We start from the raw sequence: 17,536 nt of genomic DNA on the forward strand, positions 1-17,536 counted from the left end.
ACCAAACGACCCCAGACCGAACGAAACGGTCAGACAGGTATAGGCCAGGACGTGAACGCACGATGAAAATTACCTCTTACCAGACGGTGCTCGCGCCGTTGCCGACGCGGACGCCGCCGCTGAGCTACGGTTGAGCGACTCTTGACGGTGCCTTGGAACCGAGCACCCCGAGCGTCCGTCCAACTGTCGCCGCAGTCCGCTGTGGCAGGCACCCCAACCACCCGGATCCAATAGAGTCCTTGCCATGAGCCAGCCGGAATCCGCTGTCGCGGACGCCCAGGCGGGCGGCCGAAGCGCGCAGGAGCCGCTGGCCAAGCTCGCCCAGAGATACGGTCTTCGCCGCGCCATCGCGCGGCCGAGGTTCCATGTCTACGTTCGCCAGCTCTGGGAGCGGCGACACTTCATCCTGACGTACGCCACGTCGCGCAACGTCTCGAAATACTCCAGCTCCGCGCTCGGCCAGCTCTGGCAGGTGCTGACCCCGCTGCTGAACGCCGCCATCTACTACGTGATGTTCGGCCTCATCCTCGGCGGCAAGGGCGACATCGTCAATTACCCCGCCTTCCTGCTGACAGGGATGTTCGTCTTCACCTACACGCAGCGAAGCTTCACCGCGGGTGCCAAATCGATCTCCAGCAACCTCTCGCTGATCCGCGCCCTGCACTTCCCCAGGGCCGCACTGCCCCTCGCCTACACGATCCAGGAGTTGCAGCAGCTCGCCATCTCCATGGGCGTCCTCGGGCTGATCGTGGTGATGACCGGCGAGGCGCCCAACTGGTACTGGCTCATGATCCCGATCGTGCTGCTGCTGCAGACGATGTTCAACGTCGGCGCGGGACTGGTCATAGCCCGGCTGGGCTCCTCCATGCGGGATCTCAACCAGCTCCTGCCCTTCATCACCCGCACCTGGCTCTACGCGTCCGGAGTCTTCTTCTCCATCCAGGAGAAGGTGGTCGGCAGCCTCGAACTCCCGCAGTGGGTCGCCAACGTGATGTACCTCAATCCGGCGGCCTCCTACATCGAGTGGATGCGGGAGATCCTCATCGGCACCTACAACGACTCGGTGGGGCACCACCCCCCGACAATGGTGTGGGTCTCTTGCGTATTCTGGGCAGTGTTCGCACTCGGCTTCGGTTTCTGGTACTTCTGGCGAGCCGAGGAGAGGTACGGGCGTGGCTGAACTGACCAAGGAGCTGTCACAGGTGAAGGGTAAGGAGCCCGCCGTCCGCGGCAAGGACGTCAGGGTGCACCCCAACCCGGAGCCTCCGGCGAAGGGCCCCTTGGACGCACCCACCGGTACGCCGACCGTCATCGTCGACGACCTGCACATCGTCTACCGCGTCTACGGCGCGGCGTCGGAGAGCGAGAAGGGCAACGCGGTCAACGCCCTCACGCGCATTCTCAAGCGCCAGGGCCGGCCGGAGATGAAAGAGGTGCACGCCGTCAAGGGCGTGTCCTTCGTGGCCTATCACGGGGACGCGATCGGCGTCGTGGGGCGCAACGGCTCCGGCAAGTCGACGCTGCTGCGCGCCATCGCCGGCCTGCTGCCGCCGCACGAGGGCGCCGTCTACACCGACGGGCAGCCGTCCCTGCTCGGCGTCAACGCCGCGCTCATGCGCGAGCTCACCGGCGAGCGCAACATCGTCCTCGGCTGTTACGCGATGGGCATGACCCCGGCCGAGGTACGCGAGAAGTACCAAGAGATCGTCGACTTCTCCGGCATCGACGAGTTCGTCCAGCTGCCGATGTCCACCTACTCCTCCGGCATGGGCGCCCGCCTGCGCTTCGCGATCTCCTCGGCCAAGACCCACGACGTGCTCCTCATCGACGAGGCACTGGCGACGGGCGACCGTGAGTTCCGCAAGAAGAGTGAGCAGCGCATCCGCCAGATCCGCGAGTCCGCCGGCACCGTCTTCCTCGTCGCCCACGACCTGCGGGTGATCGAGCAGACGTGCAACCGGGTGATCTGGCTGCACAAGGGGAAGATCAAGATGGACGGCGACCCCAAAGAGGTCCTCGCCGCCTACACCAAGGGCTAGTCCCGTACTGCCACTGAACCGATCCTCCCGTGCCACTTCATTCGCTGTTGTGTGCGAAAACCGAGTCAGGTGTGGCGTAAGAGACTGACATCGCCAACCCGTGTCCGATAGGATTCGAACGTCGGTTCGAGCATGGGAACGGCGATGGAGTGGGGGACGCGATGGGCGAGCTTTCGGCCGCGATCGACCACCTGGACACCGAGGACGTGTCCGAGATCCCGCGGACGCAGCTGGCTGAGCAGCTGCTCGAGTTGCACTGGCAGATGGCGCGCCTGCAGGCCCAGATCGCTCGCCGCACGGGGATCCGACTGCCCTGACGACAACGATCCAGCCCCGCCTGACGGCCCTGACGGCCCGGTCGGCCTGACGGTCCGGTCGGCCTGACGGAAACGACAAGGCCGCCGGCCCTCTCGGGGCCGGCGGCGGGTGGGGCTCGGCGGCGACGCTGCCCTGCAAGTAGCGGCGCCGCACGAGTCCGGCCGGGCTTGGCCGCCCGGCTTGGGGGTGAGCTCGCTCGCTGTCGCGAGGGCTCTTGACCCGCACGCGTCAGGCTTCGACGCCCTGGCATCTCAGGGGGCTTCGAAGGCTTGACGCGTCCGGTGCGACGGTGTCCCCGGCGCGTGAGACGCGCCGCCGAAGGGCACCTGTCGCGCGTGAACGCCACCTTCCCGCGGCGCGGTGGTCTACGAGACGTCGGCACCTTTGACGCTCGCGAACCGCCGCATCGCCGCCGGCCGGCCGGCGTTCAACACGCTGTTCGATAGGGGTCGGCAGTGACCGCGGTGACCTCGGTGGCCGCAGTAACGCGTGACCGCAGCGACCGAAGCGACCTCAGCGACCTAGCGGCCCGTGACGTGGCTGGTCAGCGCGGCCGTGGTCCAGCCCAGCGAGGTGATCGCGTCGGCGTAGATCCCGGCGGCCTTGGTCCCGTTGGCGGAGACGACCGTGGAGGCGTCCTCGATGAGAGGAGAGATCTCGTCGATGGCGGCGAGCTGCGTGGCGCCAGGAAGCACCTCGACGAGCGGCGCCAGCTCGGCCGGGACCACCCGCCCGATCAGCGGGGCCAGCTTGCCGTTGGAGGCGGCGGGCAGCGCGTGCCTGGCCGCCTCGGATAGGCCGGCCACCGTGCTCTCCATGGACAGGCTGCCGACGCCCTGGGTGGTGCCGTTCATCGTCCTGCTGGTGGTGCCGGTGGTGTCGGGCAGCAGGCTGGTGCTGGACAGCTGGGCCATCGCACCGCCCAGGGAGCCTTCCACCAGGTCGGCCACCGAGGCGAAGGCGCCGTGCAGCGTCTGCTGCTCGGCGGCCTTGACCTGGAAGCTCTGGACCTGCTTGACGCCGCCGGGCGCCGCCATGCGGGAGGCGCCGCCGGGCTTTGTGCCACCGGGCACCATGCCGCCGAGTGCGGGCAGGTTGCCCAGCAGCTCGCCGCCCAAGGGCAGGCCGGCGACCTTGGGGCCGAGTTCGGGCCTCGGCTCGGAGTCGGGGGTGATGTCCTCGTAGGAGTTGGGACCGCCCATGTACTCGGCCTGGTCCTCTGCGTCGTCCACCTGACCGCCGAGTGGAAGGGCGCCGCCGCCGAGCAGACCGCCGAGCACCCCTCCGCCCGTGAGTTGGCTGAGCAGGTTCCCCATGCCTCCGTCGTCCCCGCCGAGCAGGCCGCCGATGGGGTCGTCACTGGGTGCGTGGTTGACGCCGTGGTCGTTGACCTCGGCGTGGACCGGCGCGGCCAGAGCCGCCGCCAGCCCAAATGATGTGACGGCGACCGCCGTCTTGATTACACGTTTCATGATTGCCTTCCCGGCTCGTGATCGATCGCGCTCGAATGCAGTGGAAATGCGAATCGATAACCCCCGAATGCCGTGGCGTACGCGCTATGGGCACCACACGAAGCACGTCGTCCCGGCTGAGCTACTGACGCAGTTCTATCACCCTCGGAAGGTCCGCGTCGGCCACTAAAAGCCTGCGTGACACGGGCTTTGTGGGCAAGTTACGTAACGGCGTAAGGGTAATGAGCGAGAGGACAAGTCGGGAAATAGCAGGAGGCTATTTCGGTTATTCAGCGGACGTCTCCGCCGACATGGAAGCGCGCCCACACGGCCCGTCAACAAGCGTCGACAAACAAATGTCGCGGGCCGGGGGCGCAGATTTTCCGGTTGCGGTAGACGCGCTTGACCGCTCAGACCGGCAGGAGGGCGTCCTCAGTGGAGACCTCGAACGGGAAACGGTCGGCGAATGCCGGCCGCAGGTCCGTCAGCCAGACCGCCGACGGATCGTAGTGGGCGAAGAAGGGCCGCCCCACCAGCGCGGGATCGCGCGACTGGATCAGGTGGAGCACGAAATAACGCTGACCGTCGATCTCGGTGACGCCGTCGACGCACACCTTGCCGGGCGTCGCCGACATGGACGGTCCCCGTACGGTCCGGCAGAGCCCGGACACGCTCGCGTAGGCGTCCCTGAAGACCTCGTACGCACGGGCGAGCGGCACCGCGAAGTAGTCCTGAGGACCGGTGTCACGCTCGATGAACATGTAGTAGGGGATCATCCCCATCGCGTGCTGCCTGCGCCACATGGCCGTCCACACGGCGGGGTCGTCGTTGATGGACCTGATGAGCGGCGCCTGAGTCCTGATCGTCGCCCCGCTGCCGAGGATGCGCTGGACCGCGGACTCCACCAGCGGTGACTCCAGCTCGCGCGGGTGTGAGAAGTGGGCCATGAACGCGAGGTTCTTGCCCGACCGCACGACCTCCTCGAACAGGCCGAGCGTGGCGTCCGCGTCGGGATCGGTGACGAAGCGCTGCGGCCAGTAGGCCAGCGCCTTGGTGCCGATCCTGATGGACTCCAACTGCTCCAGCTCGATCAGCGGGCCCATGTAGCGCCTGATCACCGACTCGCCCATGATCATGGCGTCGCCGCCGGTGATCAGGACGCTGGTGACCTCGGGATGCTGGCGGATGTAGCCGACCATCTGGTCGATGTCGTCGGAGGCGAACTTCAGATCGGCGTCGCCGACGAACTGGGCCCAGCGGAAGCAGTAAGTGCAGTAGGCGTGGCAGGTCTGCCCCTGCTTGGGGAAGAAGAGCACGGTCTCCGGATATTTGTGCTGCAGGCCGGGCACGGGCTCGTCGCCGATGCGCGGGACGTTGAGCTCCTTCTGGCCTGCGGGGTGCGGGTTGAGCTGGGCTCGCACCTTGTTGGCCTCGGCCTGGATCTCGGCGTTGGGTGCTTCGGCCTTCAGAAGGTCGGCCAGCCTGGCGACGTCGGCCGCGGGGAGCATGTCCTCCTGCGGGAAGACCAGGCGGTATATGGGATCGTCGGGCGCCGCCGACCAGTCGATGAGTTCGTCGACGACGTAGGCGTTGGTCCGGAAGGGCAGCACCGTCGCGACGGCGCGCACCTTCAGCCTCTCCTCATCGTCGAGTCCAGCTCGCAGCAGGAGGTCATCGAGATGCTTGGACGTGTATGCCCGGAAGCGTCGCGTTCCTGCTTGGTTCAAGATCACTAGGCCGTTCCCATCTTTTTTGTTCGATCTGCTGTAAACCTCAGGCCCCCGTCGTGCGTCTAGGGCTCTTATATCGGGACGCGGCACGCCACGGCTACGGTTCCGTGTGAGCTCCAAGTTTCTTGGGAGGTTCGTGACCTAAGAACTCACGACATATCGTGATTCGACCTAGACTGGCCATCGTGACCGACGACCCCGTCCTGCGAGCCTCCGACGCCGACCGTGACCACGTGGCCACGCTGCTCGGCGAGGCCTACGCCACCGGCAGACTGACCACCGTCGAGCACGCCGACCGGCTCGAAGCCGTGTACACGGCCAAGACCATGGGCGAGCTCGCCCCCCTGACCCGCGACCTCCCCCAGCTGTCCGGCGACACGGGCACTCCCGCCTCCCTCAAGCAGCAGACCGTCAACGCCGTGTTCAGCAAGGTCATCAAGCGCGGGCGCTGGATCGCCTCCCGGCACACCCATCTGGCGGCCACCTTCGGCGCCCTCATCGTGGACCTGTCCCAGGCCGTCCTGCCGGGGCGCGAGATCACGGTGTCCGTCAGCGCCTTCTGCGCCAAAATGATCATCCGGGTGCCGCCGAACGCCCAGGTCATCGACGAGGTGGGCGCGCTGTTCGCCAAACGGCAGGTCTCCGGCGGCGCGGGCGGCGACGGGCCGGTGATCAGAGTCGTCGGCCAGGCCACGTTCGGCAAGGTCATCGTGGCCCGCACCGTCTCCGACTGGAACCTGCACGGCGACGCCTGACGGTCCACCCACCGGTTACCCTGAGGTCGGCCGTGCCTACGATGCGGACATCAGGCACAACCGCGCTCCGGCCACGCGACACGAACCGGATCGCTGGCCGTACGAGGTGACCATTTGTCCGACAGCAGGCCGATCGCGCTCGACGCCATGGGCGGCGACCACGCACCCCACGAGATCGTCGCGGGAGCCGTGCACGCCGTACGGGAGCGTGGACTGCGGGTGGTGCTCGTCGGCTCCCCGCGGGTGCTCTACGAGTCCCTCGCCGAGCTCGACGCCACCCACGAGATCCCCATCGTGCGCGCCGAGGAGGCGCTGGCCATGGACGAGGGCGCGCTGGCCAGCCTGCGCCGCCCCCGCTCCAGCATCGCGATCGCCTGCCACCTGCTGCGGCGCGGCGACGTGTCGTCGGTGGTGTCGGCCGGCTCGACCGCGGGCATCGTCGCCACCGGGAAACTGCGGCTCAAGACCCAGCAGGGCGTGCTGCGACCGGCCATCGCCGTCGCCCTGCCCACCCTGCCGCACCCCACGCTGCTCCTGGACGCGGGCGCGAACGCCGAGGTCAAACCCGAGGTGCTGGTGCAGTTCGGACACCTGGGCGCCGCATACGCCGAGCTGGCGTACGGCATCGAGTCGCCCAGGGTGGGCCTGCTCACCATCGGCAGCGAGGCGGAGAAGGGCAGCAAGGTCGTCAGGCGGGCGCACGAGCTGCTGGAGGCCGCACCCGGCCTGCACTTCGTCGGCAACGTCGAGGGCTACGACCTGCTGACCGGGAAGGCCGACGTGATCACGACCGACGGCTTCACCGGCAACGTGGCGCTCAAGACCATGGAAGGCGCGGTCCGCTACGCCTTCGACGAGCTCAGGCAGACCATCGGCGGCAGCCCGCTGGCCAGGCTGGGCGCGTTCATGCAGCGCCCCCGCCTGCGCGCGCTCAGCGACCGCCTCGACGCCGAGGCCCAGGGCGGCGCGGTGCTGCTCGGCCTGAATGGCACGGTTGTCATCGCGCACGGCTCGGCCAAGGCCAAGAGCATCAGCGCCGCCTGCCGGCTCGCGGCCGACCTGTCATCGGCCGGCCTCGTGGCCGGCATCGGCGAGCGGGTGACCACCGTCCAACGCTCCCACAGGTCGCGCTGACCCCCGGTAGGGTGAAGCCCCGTTCGCACATCGGGGGGTCTGCGTGCATGGGCTGACATCCGCACAGGTCGCGGAGGCGAAGACCAACGACGTGCCGCGCCGGTCGAGCAGGTCTCTGAGCGCGATCGTCAGAGCCAACGTCCTCACCCTTTTCAACCTGGTCATCGGCCTGTTGTGGGCGCTCATCCTGATCTTCGGCGAGTGGCAGGACAGCGTGTTCGGCCTCATCATGGTCGCCAACGTGCTGATCGGCATCGTGCAGGAGCTGCGCGCCAAGCGCACCCTCGACAAGCTGGCGGTCGTCGGCCAGAGCCCCGTGACGGTCCGCCGCGACGGCCAGGACCGGCTGATCCCGCCCCACCAGGTGGTGCTCGGCGACCTCATCCTGCTCGGCCCCGGCGACCACCTGCTGGTCGACGGCGAGGTCGTCGCGTCCGACGGGCTGGAGATCGACGAGTCGCTGCTCACCGGCGAGGCCGACCCGGTGCACAAGCGGCCGGGCGACCGGGTCCTCTCGGGCAGCTTCGCCGTCGCCGGGACCGGCGCGTTCACGGCGACCGCCGTCGGCGCCGACGCCTACGCCGTACGGCTGGCCGAGGAGGCCAGCCGCTTCCACCTGGCGCATTCGGAGTTACGCGACGGCGTGGCCAGATTCATCAGGTACATCACCTGGCTGGTCATCCCGATCGGCGCTCTGCTCATGTACAGCCAGCTGCGCAACTCGGTCGACTTCGGCACCGCCATCACCGGCGCGGTCGCGGGCATCGTCACCATGATCCCCGAGGGTCTGGTGCTGATAACCTCGATCGCCTTCGCCGTCGGCGTCGTACGGCTCGGCTGGCGCGGCTGCCTGGTCCAGGAGCTGCCCGCGATCGAGGGCCTGGCCAGGGTGGACGTGCTCTGCCTGGACAAGACCGGCACGCTCACCGCGGGCGGCATGAAGCTGGACCGGGTGCTGCCCCTGCGGGACGGGCTGCCCGTGGAGGACGCGCTCGCCTCGCTGGCCGGCGCGGACAGCCGGCCCAACGGCACCGCCCAGGCCATCCGGGCGAGCTACCCCGCCGCACCCTGGCAGGCGCTCGACACCGTGCCGTTCTCCTCCGCCCGCAAGTGGAGCGGCGCCGACTTCGGACCGCACGGGACCTGGCTGCTGGGCGCGCCCGACGTCCTGCTTGCCCCCGGCGACGACGGCTACGACCAAGCCGCCGAGCTGTCCGCCACCGGTGCCCGCGTACTCGCGCTGTGCCGTACGAGCAGCCTGTCGGCGCCGGAGGGGTGCAAGCCCGTCGCGCTGATCACGCTGGAACAGCGGATCAGGCCCGACGCCGAGGAGACGCTGCGCTACTTCGCCGCGCAGGGCGTCACCGTCAAGGTCATCTCCGGCGACAGCCCCGCCGCCGTGTCCGCCATCGCCACCGGCCTGAACATCCCCGGCGGCGACCGCGCCGTCGACGCCCGCACGCTGCCCGACGACCCGGAGGAGCTCGCCGAGCTGGTCGACACCCACACCGTCTTCGGCCGCGTCACCCCGCAGCAGAAACGCCTTTTCGTCGGTGCCCTCCAGGCGCGCGGCCACACGGTGGCGATGACCGGCGACGGCGTCAACGACGTCCTCGCGCTGAAGGACGCCGACCTGGGCATCGCGATGGGCGCGGGCAGCCCGGCGACCAAGGCCGTCGCTCAGGTGGTGCTGCTCGACGACCGGTTCGCGACGCTGCCGCACCTGGTCGGCGAGGGCCGCAGGGTGCTGGCCAACATCGAACGGGTCTCCGGCCTGTTCCTCACCAAGACCTTCTACGCCATCGTGCTCTCCCTGGCGACGGGCGTTCTGGGGATGATGTTCCCGTTCACGCCGCGGCACTCGACCCTGGTGAACGCGGTGACCATCGGCTTCCCCGCCCTGTTCCTGGCCCTGGCGCCGACGCTGGACCGGGCACGCTCCGGCTTCGTGCCCCGGGTGCTCCGGCTGGCCGTGCCAGCCGGGGTGATCTGCGCCGTCGCCGTGCTGCTGGCGTACGCGGCGGCTCGCAGCGGCAGCCTGGAGCAGGACCGCACCTCGGCGGTGCTCGCGCTCTTCCTCACCACCTGGTGGGTGCTCGTGCTGGTCGCCAGGCCGCTCAACCGGTGGCGGATCATCCTGGTCGCGGCCATGGCCGCGCTGTTCGGGCTGGCCCTGGCGCTGCCGTTCGTCCGGGACCTGTTCGCGCTGCGGCCCGGCGATCTCGCCGACGATCTGACCGCCGTCGGCATCTCCGTGGTGGCCGCCGCCGCGATCAGCATCGCGGTCAGGCTCGCCGGTACCCTTAGACCATGACCGACCCGCAGATAGTGCTCACCGAGCGCGTCCAGCAGGCGCTGGCGTCCGCGTTCGGCTCCGAGCACGCCGACGCAGACCCGCTGATCCGGCCCTCCCAGTTCGCCGACTTTCAGGCGAACGTCGCGATGAGCCTGGCCAAGCGCCTGCGACGGTCCCCGCGGGAGGTCGCCGAGTCGATCAGAGCGGCGTTGACCGGCTTCCCCGGCACGGTGGAGGTCAGCGGCCCTGGCTTCCTCAACATCACGCTCGACGACTCCTGGATCGCCGGCGAGGCCACCGGCATGCGCGCGGACGAGCGCCTCGGCGTCCCCACCGTCACCCCGCCGCAGACCGTGGTGATCGACTACTCCGCGCCCAACGCGGCCAAGGAGATGCACGTCGGCCACCTGCGCACGACGATCGTCGGCGACGCGCTGGCGCGCGTCCACGAGCGCCTCGGCAACCACGTCGTCAGGCAGAACCACCTGGGCGACTGGGGCACCCCGTTCGGCATGCTCATCGAGCACCTCCTCGACATCGGCGAGGAGGCCGCCGTCGCGCAGCTCGAAGCCGGCCAGGGCACCGAGTACTACCAGGCGGCCAGGGCCAAGTTCGAGTCCGACGAGGCGTTCAAGACACGCGCCCGGGTCCGGGTGACGACGCTGCAGTCGGGCGACCCCGAGACCATGCGGCTCTGGCACGTCTTCATGGACGCCACCGTCCGCTACTTCAACAAGATCTACGCCATGCTCGGCGTCACGCTCACCGACGCCGACATCGCCGGCGAGAGCATGTACAACCCGATGCTGGAGAAGACCTGCCAGGACCTGGAGGCCGCCGGGGTGGCCGTCGTCAGCGACGGCGCGCTGTGCGTCTTCCCGCCCGGCTTCATCGGCTCCGACGACAAGCCGCTCCCGCTGATCATCAGGAAGAGCGACGGCGGCTACGGCTACGCCTCCACCGACATGGCGGCCATCCGCTACCGCGTGCACGACCTCAAGGCCGACCGCATCCTCTACGTCGTGGGCGCCGACCAGGCGCTGCACTTCCGCATGGTGTTCGCCGCGGGCCGGCTGGCCGGCTGGCTCCCCGAGACCGTCCACGCCCAGCATGTGCAGATCGGCATGATGCTGGGCAAGGACGGGCGCCGGTTCAAGACCCGCTCCGGCGAGTCCGTCAAGCTGGCCGACCTGCTGCAGGAGGCCGTCGACCGGGCCTCGGAGCGGCTGGCCGACCGCGGCTACGACGAGGCCACCCGCGAGGAGATCGCGCACGCGGTGGGCATGGGCGCGGTGAAGTACGCCGACCTGTCGGTCGGCCACGACACCGAGTACGTCTTCGACTTCGACCGCATGCTGGCCTTCCAGGGCAACACCGGCCCCTACATGCAGTACGCCACCGCCCGGATCCGCTCGATCTTCCGCAAGGCCGGGACGGAGCCGTCGGAGGCCACCGCGTCCATCGTCCCGGCCGAGCCCGCCGAGCGCGCGCTGGCGCTGCACCTGCTGGGCTTCGGCGAGGTCGTCGGCCAGGTCGCGACCCACTCCGAGCCGCACCGGCTGTCGGCGTTCCTGTTCGAGACGGCCAGCCTGTTCAGCACCTTCTACGAGCAGTGCCCGGTGGTCAAGGAAGGCGTCGACGCCGAGACCAGCGCACATCGGCTGGCCCTGTGCGCGCTGACGCTGCGCGTGCTGGAGTCGGGGCTCGACCTGCTGGGCGTCCCGGTCCCCGCCCGCATGTAAGCAGGCCGTTAGGCCCGTCGTGGGCGCGCCTCCGCCTCGAAGGCGCGCTCACCGGGTTAGGCTTTACGCGGTCATGAACTGAGGCCGACATGGGGGAGTTCTCTGCCTTGAGCACGGATCTGACTGCGAGCCCCCAAGCAGCGGCGGAGCTTCGCCGCTACGCGGAGGCGCTGCTGTCGCACCTGGCGGCCAACGGCACCGCGCCGCCCTCCGCGCCCGGCTTCGCCGACATCCCCGGCCACTGGCTGCCGCCCGCCGTGGAGGCACTGGTGGCGATCCTCGGCGGGGACGACCCGCTGGAGCCGCTGAGCAAGGCGGCCGGCCGCGACCAGCAGCGCACGGCGCTCTTCCTCTGCCTGGCGCTGGCCGTGGCGGGCCACGGCAGCCGCGTCCACGCCTCCTGGCTCGGCACCGCCTTCGGCGACCTGTCGCTCGACCACCCGGTCACCCACGGCCAGCGCTCCCTGTGGCTCGCCGCCGCCAGGGGCGCCTACGGCCCGGCCGGCAAGATCTTCGTGCTGCGCAAGCTGGACGCGCTGGCGGTGCAGGAGCACGCCGACCCGCAGCAGTGGGTGCAGGCTCTGGTGCCCGGCGAGCCGTCGGTCGTGGTGCCGGCCTCTCTCACCGACTTCCCCGAGATGGCGGAGATCCCCGAGCTGGCCCGGCCCGCCCAGGCGGCCGCCCGGCTGGCCCGGCTGCGGTCCCGCTGCGAGGAGATCACCTCGACCCGGCAGGCCGACCACGACTCCTCCACCACGCTGACCAACGACGCCGCCAGCCCGGCCACGGCATGGGCCGAGGACGAGCCGCTGGCGGTGCTGCGCTCACTGATCGGCCTGGGCACCCCTCCGGGGCCGCTGGCCTCGCTCAGCTCGCATCTCCTCGACGACCTGCGCCCCGGCGCCGACATGCACCTGACGGCCATCGCCCTGCACGTGGCCGGGCCGATACTGCGCGGCTTCGCGGAGGAGCTGGAGGCCGACTGCCGGCTGGAGCCGCCCGCCACGGTGACCGTGACGCTGCTCGGCCACCCCATCAAGCTCCACCCGGAGGGCCCCGACCCCACCACGCTGGCCGCCGCGGAGGCCGCGATCGTCCTGTCCGGCACCACGCCACGCCGCCCCCCGTGGGACGTGGCGCTGCTGATCGTCGCAGGTGTGGCGTGCCTGGTGGCGGCGGTGCTCGGCCCTCCGCTGCTCGCGGCGGCGGGAGTGGCCCTGCTGGGCCTGGCGGGTTGGCGGCACTGGCGGCGGCGCAAGGCCGCCGAATCCGACGCTCGCTACGTGGCCGCCCAGATCAGCGAGCTGAAGGAGCTGGCCGACGGCGCGGTGTGGGCGCTGCACGCCTACGCCCGCGAAGCCGAAGGCCGCGCCAAGCAGGCCGCCGACGACTCCACCGAACTCTCCCGGCTGATCCGTCGCGGCCCGCGCGCGGCCTAGCTCGTCTCGATCTCCACGTGCGCCGGGGCCAGCAGGAACACCCGGTCGGCGATGCGCTCGATCCGTCCCTCGCACCCGTAGGCCAGCCCCGCGGCGAAGTCGACCATCCTGGTCGCCTCCGGCATCGCCATCCCCGTCACATCCATGATCACGGTCTGACCCTCGCGGAAGTACTGGCCGATCAACGGTGCGTCGTTGTACTTCAGCGGCTGGACCATGACGATCCGTGACGACTCGGCGCTGGAGCGCCACCTGCGAGCCGCCCTCTCGGTCGCAGGCATGTACTCCTCTTCGTACTGCCCGTCGTCGTCGTAGCCCTCGTCGTAGTGGTCGATCCCGCTCAGGCCAAGGTAGCCCGCTACCTTACGCACTGCCCCCATCGGCTTGTCCTTTCCTCAGGAACTCACCGCAATCGGCACGTCCCGACACATTGGACGGTAACCGACGATTCCGTGTTCGCCTTGCGACACGCCCAGCGCTAATTGTATTTTGTACGGCTTGCGTCCTGGTTTCATCTCAATATCTGGGCTCGTTTAGCGTCGGTTCACGCGTCCGTTCATCGCGGACGCCTTCACCGGCACAGCATTCAAGGGTAATCCTGCAGCGCTCTGCCTGCTGGAGGATCCGATTGCCGACGAGTGGACGCAGTCGGCCGCCACGGAGCCGTGCCTGCCGGGGGCACGACCCACATCCTGTATTCGACGATCATGACGGCAGCCCCCGACAATTTCCGCGCGGCGGCGGAGCCCTCATGGTGAATCGCGACCTCAACGACATGATCACAATGGATTTCCGGGCTGCGAAAGTGACTCCCGCCACACTTGTCGAGTGCTCGGCCAAAGCCACTTCGTCCTGGCCGGCCTGGGGCGGTGTCGTGCGGGAGGCGCTCGACGGCGACGGCGTCCGTCTCGCGGGACGCGCCGTCACCGTCCTCTCCGGCACCTTGCACATCTAGCCTCCCAACAGCCACTAACCCCGGGGGTTGCCCATATTCAGATCGCAAATCACCTCCACGCATGTCACGATTGCGCATCGCTTGCGGCGTGGGCGTGAAAGTGCAGGCTCCGGGCCCTGTCCTGGAACCCGAGCCCGCGGTAGAGCCGCGCCGGCACGGGATAGGCGTCGTCGCCGCGCGGCGCCACCACCGCCAGCGCCGCCCCAGCCGCACGCGCGGCGCGCAGCCCCGCCGAGCACGCCGCCCCGGCCAGCCCCCGGCCGCGATGCTCCGGCACGGTGCCCACCGGCTCGATCCTCGCCGCCCCGGCCGCCTCGTCCAGCCAGAGCAGGCAGTAGGCCGCGACGCTCCCGTCCGGCGCCACCACACACCGGTCAAGGTCCTGCCGGTACGGCCAGGCATCCCGTACGGCGCTGTAGCTCTCCACACTGACCCGCGACGGGTGGAAGGCAGCCCGATGTGCCAGCACCCGCCCCGGCACGTCCTCGTCGCCCACAGCCCGCGCCACGTACCCGGCCGGCAGCCGGATCTCCGGCAGCGCTTGGAGGTCCCGGCTCAGGTGCACGAAGAACGGCCCGCCGTCGGCCCGCAGGTAACCGCGCCGCTCCAGCGCCTCGACCAGGTGCGTTTCGGCGCTGGAGACGACGACGCTGCGATCGGTGTCGCGTACGGTCTCCTCGAACCACCCCAGAACCTCATCCGCCAGCTCCGGGCGACCCGGATCGACGGCCAGCTCAAGATGCCCCGGCAACTCGATCCACCCCCACGCCAGCGTCCGCCCGCCGGCGTCCCACAGCATGGTCGGCCATTCAGCCTCGCGCCCCACATGCTGGAACCGCCCCCAGGCCAGATCCCCGACATGCCAGCGGGACTCCGGGGACCAGATCCGGCTGGTGAGCTCCTGCATCGCCCGCAGGTCGCGGGGCCCGGCATAGCGTCGCGTGTCGACCATGCGCAGCAGTCTCATGGACCGCGCATCCCACCCGCATCCGCATATCCGTGTGAAGACGAACCAGCCCATCGCCGAACAAAGGGCATCCGGCCATACCCACCGAGAGGCCCGCGTGCATACAAGCCCTCCCACAAGAACGACCACCTGCCATGGCGATGACCGACGCCCAGGTGATCGAGCAGTCCCGGCGTCACCCCGAACGGTTCGGCGAGCTCTTCGACCGCCACTTCGACACCATCCATCGCTACATACACCTGCGCCTGGGCGAACAGGCGGCCGACGACCTCGCGGCCAAGACCTTTCTGCGGGCCTTCCGCGGCCGTGACCGGTACGACCCCGGCCGTCCCAGCGCCCGCGCCCGAGCCGTTCAGGGCGTACCACGACAGCCTCCCCGCCCCGGCCCCCGCCGTGACCGCCCGGGCCCGGGCCCTGCTCGCGACGGAGCCGCTCAGCCCTCCTGTACGGCCACGCCGCCTCTCCGCCCTCGCGCGCAGGACCGGCGCCGTCATCGGCCTGGCAGCCGCGATGACCGCAGAAGCCATGGTGGGCGGGACCGACGTCACCTCTCCCCTCAGCATGCCTCCCGCCAACGCGGCCGAGCTGCTCCAGTACGCGGCAGCGGCGTCCGCCAAGGAGCCGCACCCCCGACCGGGCCAGTTCGTGTACGAGGATCGCAAGGACGTCAGGTGGGGGATCATCCTCGAAGGAGGCGGCGGCAGGCACGAGCACGCACAGGAAGCGCGCAGGGAGATATGGACGCCGGTCTCCGATCCCGGCCGGGCCCTGGCACGAGTCACGTACGGGACCGCGGCGTCCACCAGCGACCGCGTCATCCGAGCGGCCGGGAAGGTGGAGTATCAGCGCGCCGGCCACTGCACGGCGTCGACCACGGGCACGCTCCCCATCGGCGAGCTACCTGCGGACCCTCAGCGACTCGTGGACAGCATCCGCGCCGACGAGACGGCCGCCGCCGCACAGCCCCCTGCCACACACCGGCTCAACCGCGAAATCGAACGGTCCGTCACCATGCGGCTGATCAAGCTGGTGCAGAATCCACTGGCCGACTCCCGGCTGCGTGCCACGGTCTTCCAGGCCATGTCACAGTCGCCCACCGCGACCTTGATCCCCGACCTGGCGGACTCGGCGGGGCGTCGCGGACTGGGCGTTTCTGTCAGGTATCACAGGCCGGACGCCTGGGAGCGGGAGGAGCTCGTCTTCGAGCCGAAGACGTACCGCTTCCTCGGCTGGCGCAGTTGGACGGAGATGACGCGCGAGGACGGCAACACGGCAGAGGTCATGCGCGGCAGCACAGCGCTGATGACCACCAAGACCGTCAAGGCCATGCCGGAGGTGCCCCAGGACGCGGTCAGCTCCACGTTCTGCTGACGGCGGCCAGGCATCCCGGAGCCGGGACCGTGACGGCGCGGCCTGGACGGCGGCGATGACCGCCGCCGTCCAGCCTGTACGGGCTCACTCCTGGCGGAACCGGGCCAGGGTGCTCAGCCGCGGTGCTCAGTCGCAGTGCTCGAACGGGCTGTCGTACATGGCCGAGCCGATGGCGCCGCCCCACTTGACGCAGGTACGCGGTGCCTTGGCCTTGACCGGGCCGGCGTAGTACTGGAAGGAGCCGGCGTCGGTGACGCGCTTGTGACCCTTGACCTCCAGGTACGCGCGGGCGCTGGCCTTGCCGCTGCCGCTCTTGCGCACGGCGGTGACGCAGTTCTGGCCGGTGGCGGTGGAGTAGAGCAGGTAGACGCTGCCCTGGGAGCCCAGGCTGGCGGAGTCGACGCGCTTGAAGCCGGACCCGCAGATCCGCTCGGGGCTGTAGGGGTTCGACCCCGTCTTGGTCTGGGTCGAGGTGCTCTTGGACGGGGTCGAGCCGCTTCCGCAGTTGTTGGACTTGATCTTCTGGCCTGGGTACCCGAAGGTGGCGCCGTTGAAGGACGCCCGGACGATCTTCCCGCTGGAGTTGCGCTGCTCGTAGTGCAGGTGGGCGGCCATCTTGTACTTGGCCGAGCTCCTGCCGAGCTCGCCAATCTGCTGGCCCTGGGCGACGTTGGCGCCGTTGGAGACCCGACGCTTCTTGAGGTGGGCGTAGAGGGTGACGCTGCCGTCGGAGTGGCGGATCTTCACCACGTTCCCGAAGCCGTCGGTGGTGCGGTACTCCGACATCACGACCTTGCCGGCCGCGGCGGCCACCACAGTCCTGCCCTCATCGCCGTTGCCATCGGTGGCCGACCCGTTGAAGTCGATCTCATAGCTGGTGTGGGCCGAGCTGCCGGTGCTGCCTACCCAGGTCTCCTTACAGGGGAAGGGCAGCTGGAACGTGGGGGCGGCAGCGCGCACGCCTTCCGTCTCCGCTGTGCTGGCGGTGCCGGCGGTGCTCATGCCCACCAGAGGGAGAGCGACGCCACAGAGGCCCGCGATCAGGATCTTCATGCGCATGCGGAAAGGCTGCCATCCCGATGATCAGGACGTCCAGGGTATTAACCGATACTTCACCCAGAGAGTTGATATTTGTCGACATCGTAGCCAAAGAGGGACGCACCGTGATCAATGCGCCCTCTATGGGTGTTCGGCGACTGAGCCCTCGAACGCAAAAAAAGGGGGTTCCGCACCCGCAGGCGTGGAACCCCCTCCAAAAAGCAGGAAGGGCCCCGACAGCCAAAGTGTCGAAGCCCTACCTGAAAGATTGTCCGGCGGTGACCTACTCTCCCACACCCTC

16 protein-coding genes and 1 pseudogene are annotated in these 17,536 nt (G+C 69.4%); 12 read left to right on the forward strand and 5 right to left on the reverse strand.

Annotation, left to right across the window (positions count from 1 at the left end; all coding sequences use genetic code 11):
- The first annotated feature begins 244 nt into the window (after positions 1–244).
- The 3 genes from ACIBQX_RS50155 (at position 245) to ACIBQX_RS50165 (ending at position 2,356) form a co-directional block, all read left to right on the forward strand.
- Positions 245–1,180 (forward strand): ABC transporter permease, encoded by a 936-nt coding sequence (locus tag ACIBQX_RS50155; protein ID WP_397017786.1) that lies wholly within the window; start codon positions 245–247, stop codon positions 1,178–1,180.
- Positions 1,173–2,039, forward strand: a complete 867-nt coding sequence (locus ACIBQX_RS50160) for an ABC transporter ATP-binding protein (protein ID WP_397017787.1) — start codon at positions 1,173–1,175, stop codon at positions 2,037–2,039. The genes ACIBQX_RS50155 and ACIBQX_RS50160 overlap by 8 nt, the downstream gene beginning before the upstream one ends.
- A 161-nt stretch (positions 2,040–2,200) precedes the next feature.
- Positions 2,201–2,356 carry a hypothetical protein gene (locus ACIBQX_RS50165; RefSeq protein WP_397017788.1) on the forward strand — a complete coding sequence of 52 codons (156 nt, stop codon included), beginning with the start codon at positions 2,201–2,203 and terminating at the stop codon, positions 2,354–2,356.
- 522 nt (positions 2,357–2,878) lie between these two features.
- Here the strand turns inward: ACIBQX_RS50165 and ACIBQX_RS50170 are convergent.
- Together ACIBQX_RS50170 and ACIBQX_RS50175 are read right to left on the reverse strand one after the other, a co-directional pair.
- Positions 2,879–3,829 (reverse strand): hypothetical protein, encoded by a 951-nt coding sequence (locus tag ACIBQX_RS50170; protein WP_397017789.1) that lies wholly within the window; start codon positions 3,827–3,829, stop codon positions 2,879–2,881.
- A gap of 389 nt (positions 3,830–4,218) precedes the next feature.
- Positions 4,219–5,541 (reverse strand): KamA family radical SAM protein, encoded by a 1,323-nt coding sequence (locus tag ACIBQX_RS50175; protein ID WP_397017790.1) that lies wholly within the window; start codon positions 5,539–5,541, stop codon positions 4,219–4,221.
- A 182-nt stretch (positions 5,542–5,723) separates the two neighbouring features.
- Here ACIBQX_RS50175 and ACIBQX_RS50180 point away from each other — a divergent pair, with 182 nt between their 5' ends.
- The 5 genes from ACIBQX_RS50180 to ACIBQX_RS50200 all read left to right on the forward strand — a co-directional run bounded on the left by ACIBQX_RS50180 (position 5,724) and on the right by ACIBQX_RS50200 (position 12,904).
- The gene (locus ACIBQX_RS50180) at positions 5,724–6,293 is read left to right on the forward strand and encodes a DUF1707 domain-containing protein (RefSeq protein ID WP_397017791.1); all 570 of its coding nucleotides are present in this window, start codon (positions 5,724–5,726) and stop codon (positions 6,291–6,293) included.
- A 114-nt stretch (positions 6,294–6,407) separates the two neighbouring features.
- Positions 6,408–7,427 (forward strand): phosphate acyltransferase PlsX, encoded by a 1,020-nt coding sequence (gene plsX / locus ACIBQX_RS50185; RefSeq protein ID WP_397017792.1) that lies wholly within the window; start codon positions 6,408–6,410, stop codon positions 7,425–7,427.
- 43 nt (positions 7,428–7,470) lie between these two features.
- Complete coding sequence (locus ACIBQX_RS50190; protein WP_397017793.1) at positions 7,471–9,741, forward strand: HAD-IC family P-type ATPase; 2,271 nt, start codon at positions 7,471–7,473, stop codon at positions 9,739–9,741.
- Positions 9,738–11,465, forward strand: coding sequence for an arginine--tRNA ligase (argS, locus tag ACIBQX_RS50195; protein WP_397017794.1), 1,728 nt, complete (start codon positions 9,738–9,740; stop codon positions 11,463–11,465). The genes ACIBQX_RS50190 and argS overlap by 4 nt, the downstream gene beginning before the upstream one ends.
- 107 nt (positions 11,466–11,572) lie before the next feature.
- On the forward strand, positions 11,573–12,904 hold the full coding sequence (locus ACIBQX_RS50200; RefSeq protein WP_397017795.1) for a hypothetical protein: 1,332 nt from the start codon (positions 11,573–11,575) through the stop codon (positions 12,902–12,904).
- Here the strand turns inward: ACIBQX_RS50200 and ACIBQX_RS50205 are convergent.
- Positions 12,901–13,284, reverse strand: a complete 384-nt coding sequence (locus ACIBQX_RS50205; RefSeq protein WP_397017796.1) for a cell division protein SepF — start codon at positions 13,282–13,284, stop codon at positions 12,901–12,903. The two genes, ACIBQX_RS50200 and ACIBQX_RS50205, sit on opposite strands and share 4 nt — an antisense overlap.
- A gap of 178 nt (positions 13,285–13,462) precedes the next feature.
- Here ACIBQX_RS50205 and ACIBQX_RS50210 point away from each other — a divergent pair, with 178 nt between their 5' ends.
- Complete coding sequence (locus ACIBQX_RS50210; protein WP_397017801.1) at positions 13,463–13,615, forward strand: PhzF family phenazine biosynthesis protein; 153 nt, start codon at positions 13,463–13,465, stop codon at positions 13,613–13,615.
- Positions 13,616–13,655: 40 nt separating this feature from the next.
- A complete protein-coding gene (locus ACIBQX_RS50215; RefSeq protein ID WP_397017797.1) occupies positions 13,656–13,859 on the forward strand; it encodes a hypothetical protein in 204 nt (67 codons plus the stop codon).
- 64 nt (positions 13,860–13,923) lie between these two features.
- Here the strand turns inward: ACIBQX_RS50215 and ACIBQX_RS50220 are convergent, their stop codons facing one another.
- Positions 13,924–14,811, reverse strand: coding sequence for a GNAT family N-acetyltransferase (locus tag ACIBQX_RS50220; RefSeq protein WP_397017798.1), 888 nt, complete (start codon positions 14,809–14,811; stop codon positions 13,924–13,926).
- Positions 14,812–14,966: 155 nt separating this feature from the next.
- On the opposite strand from ACIBQX_RS50220, the pseudogene ACIBQX_RS50225 reads away from it, so the two are divergent.
- Both ACIBQX_RS50225 and ACIBQX_RS50230 read left to right on the forward strand, forming a co-directional pair.
- Positions 14,967–15,110, forward strand: a pseudogene (locus ACIBQX_RS50225) (RNA polymerase subunit sigma-70); the annotation flags it as partial.
- Positions 15,111–15,132: 22 nt separating this feature from the next.
- Complete coding sequence (locus ACIBQX_RS50230; protein ID WP_397017799.1) at positions 15,133–16,197, forward strand: hypothetical protein; 1,065 nt, start codon at positions 15,133–15,135, stop codon at positions 16,195–16,197.
- A 126-nt stretch (positions 16,198–16,323) separates the two neighbouring features.
- Here ACIBQX_RS50230 and ACIBQX_RS50235 read toward each other — a convergent pair whose 3' ends face one another.
- The gene (locus ACIBQX_RS50235; RefSeq protein ID WP_397017800.1) at positions 16,324–17,256 is read right to left on the reverse strand and encodes a M23 family metallopeptidase; all 933 of its coding nucleotides are present in this window, start codon (positions 17,254–17,256) and stop codon (positions 16,324–16,326) included.
- Positions 17,257–17,536: the final 280 nt, after the last annotated feature.

The organism is Nonomuraea sp. NPDC049714 (assembly GCF_044465295.1).
In the GTDB taxonomy this organism is placed as follows: Bacteria; Actinomycetota; Actinomycetes; order Streptosporangiales; family Streptosporangiaceae; genus Nonomuraea.

Bases quoted from the DNA above. Each gene is read 5' to 3' on its own strand.
- ACIBQX_RS50155 (WP_397017786.1), top strand. From the start codon at position 245: ATGAGCCAGCCGGAATCCGCTGTCGCGGACGCCCAGGCGGGCGGCCGA.
- ACIBQX_RS50165 (WP_397017788.1), top strand. From the start codon at position 2,201: ATGGGCGAGCTTTCGGCCGCGATCGACCACCTGGACACCGAGGACGTG.
- ACIBQX_RS50170 (WP_397017789.1), bottom strand. From the start codon at position 3,829: ATGAAACGTGTAATCAAGACGGCGGTCGCCGTCACATCATTTGGGCTG.
- argS (WP_397017794.1), top strand. From the start codon at position 9,738: ATGACCGACCCGCAGATAGTGCTCACCGAGCGCGTCCAGCAGGCGCTG.
- ACIBQX_RS50205 (WP_397017796.1), bottom strand. From the start codon at position 13,284: ATGGGGGCAGTGCGTAAGGTAGCGGGCTACCTTGGCCTGAGCGGGATC.
- ACIBQX_RS50215 (WP_397017797.1), top strand. From the start codon at position 13,656: ATGGTGAATCGCGACCTCAACGACATGATCACAATGGATTTCCGGGCT.
- ACIBQX_RS50220 (WP_397017798.1), bottom strand. From the start codon at position 14,811: ATGGTCGACACGCGACGCTATGCCGGGCCCCGCGACCTGCGGGCGATG.
- ACIBQX_RS50235 (WP_397017800.1), bottom strand. From the start codon at position 17,256: ATGCGCATGAAGATCCTGATCGCGGGCCTCTGTGGCGTCGCTCTCCCT.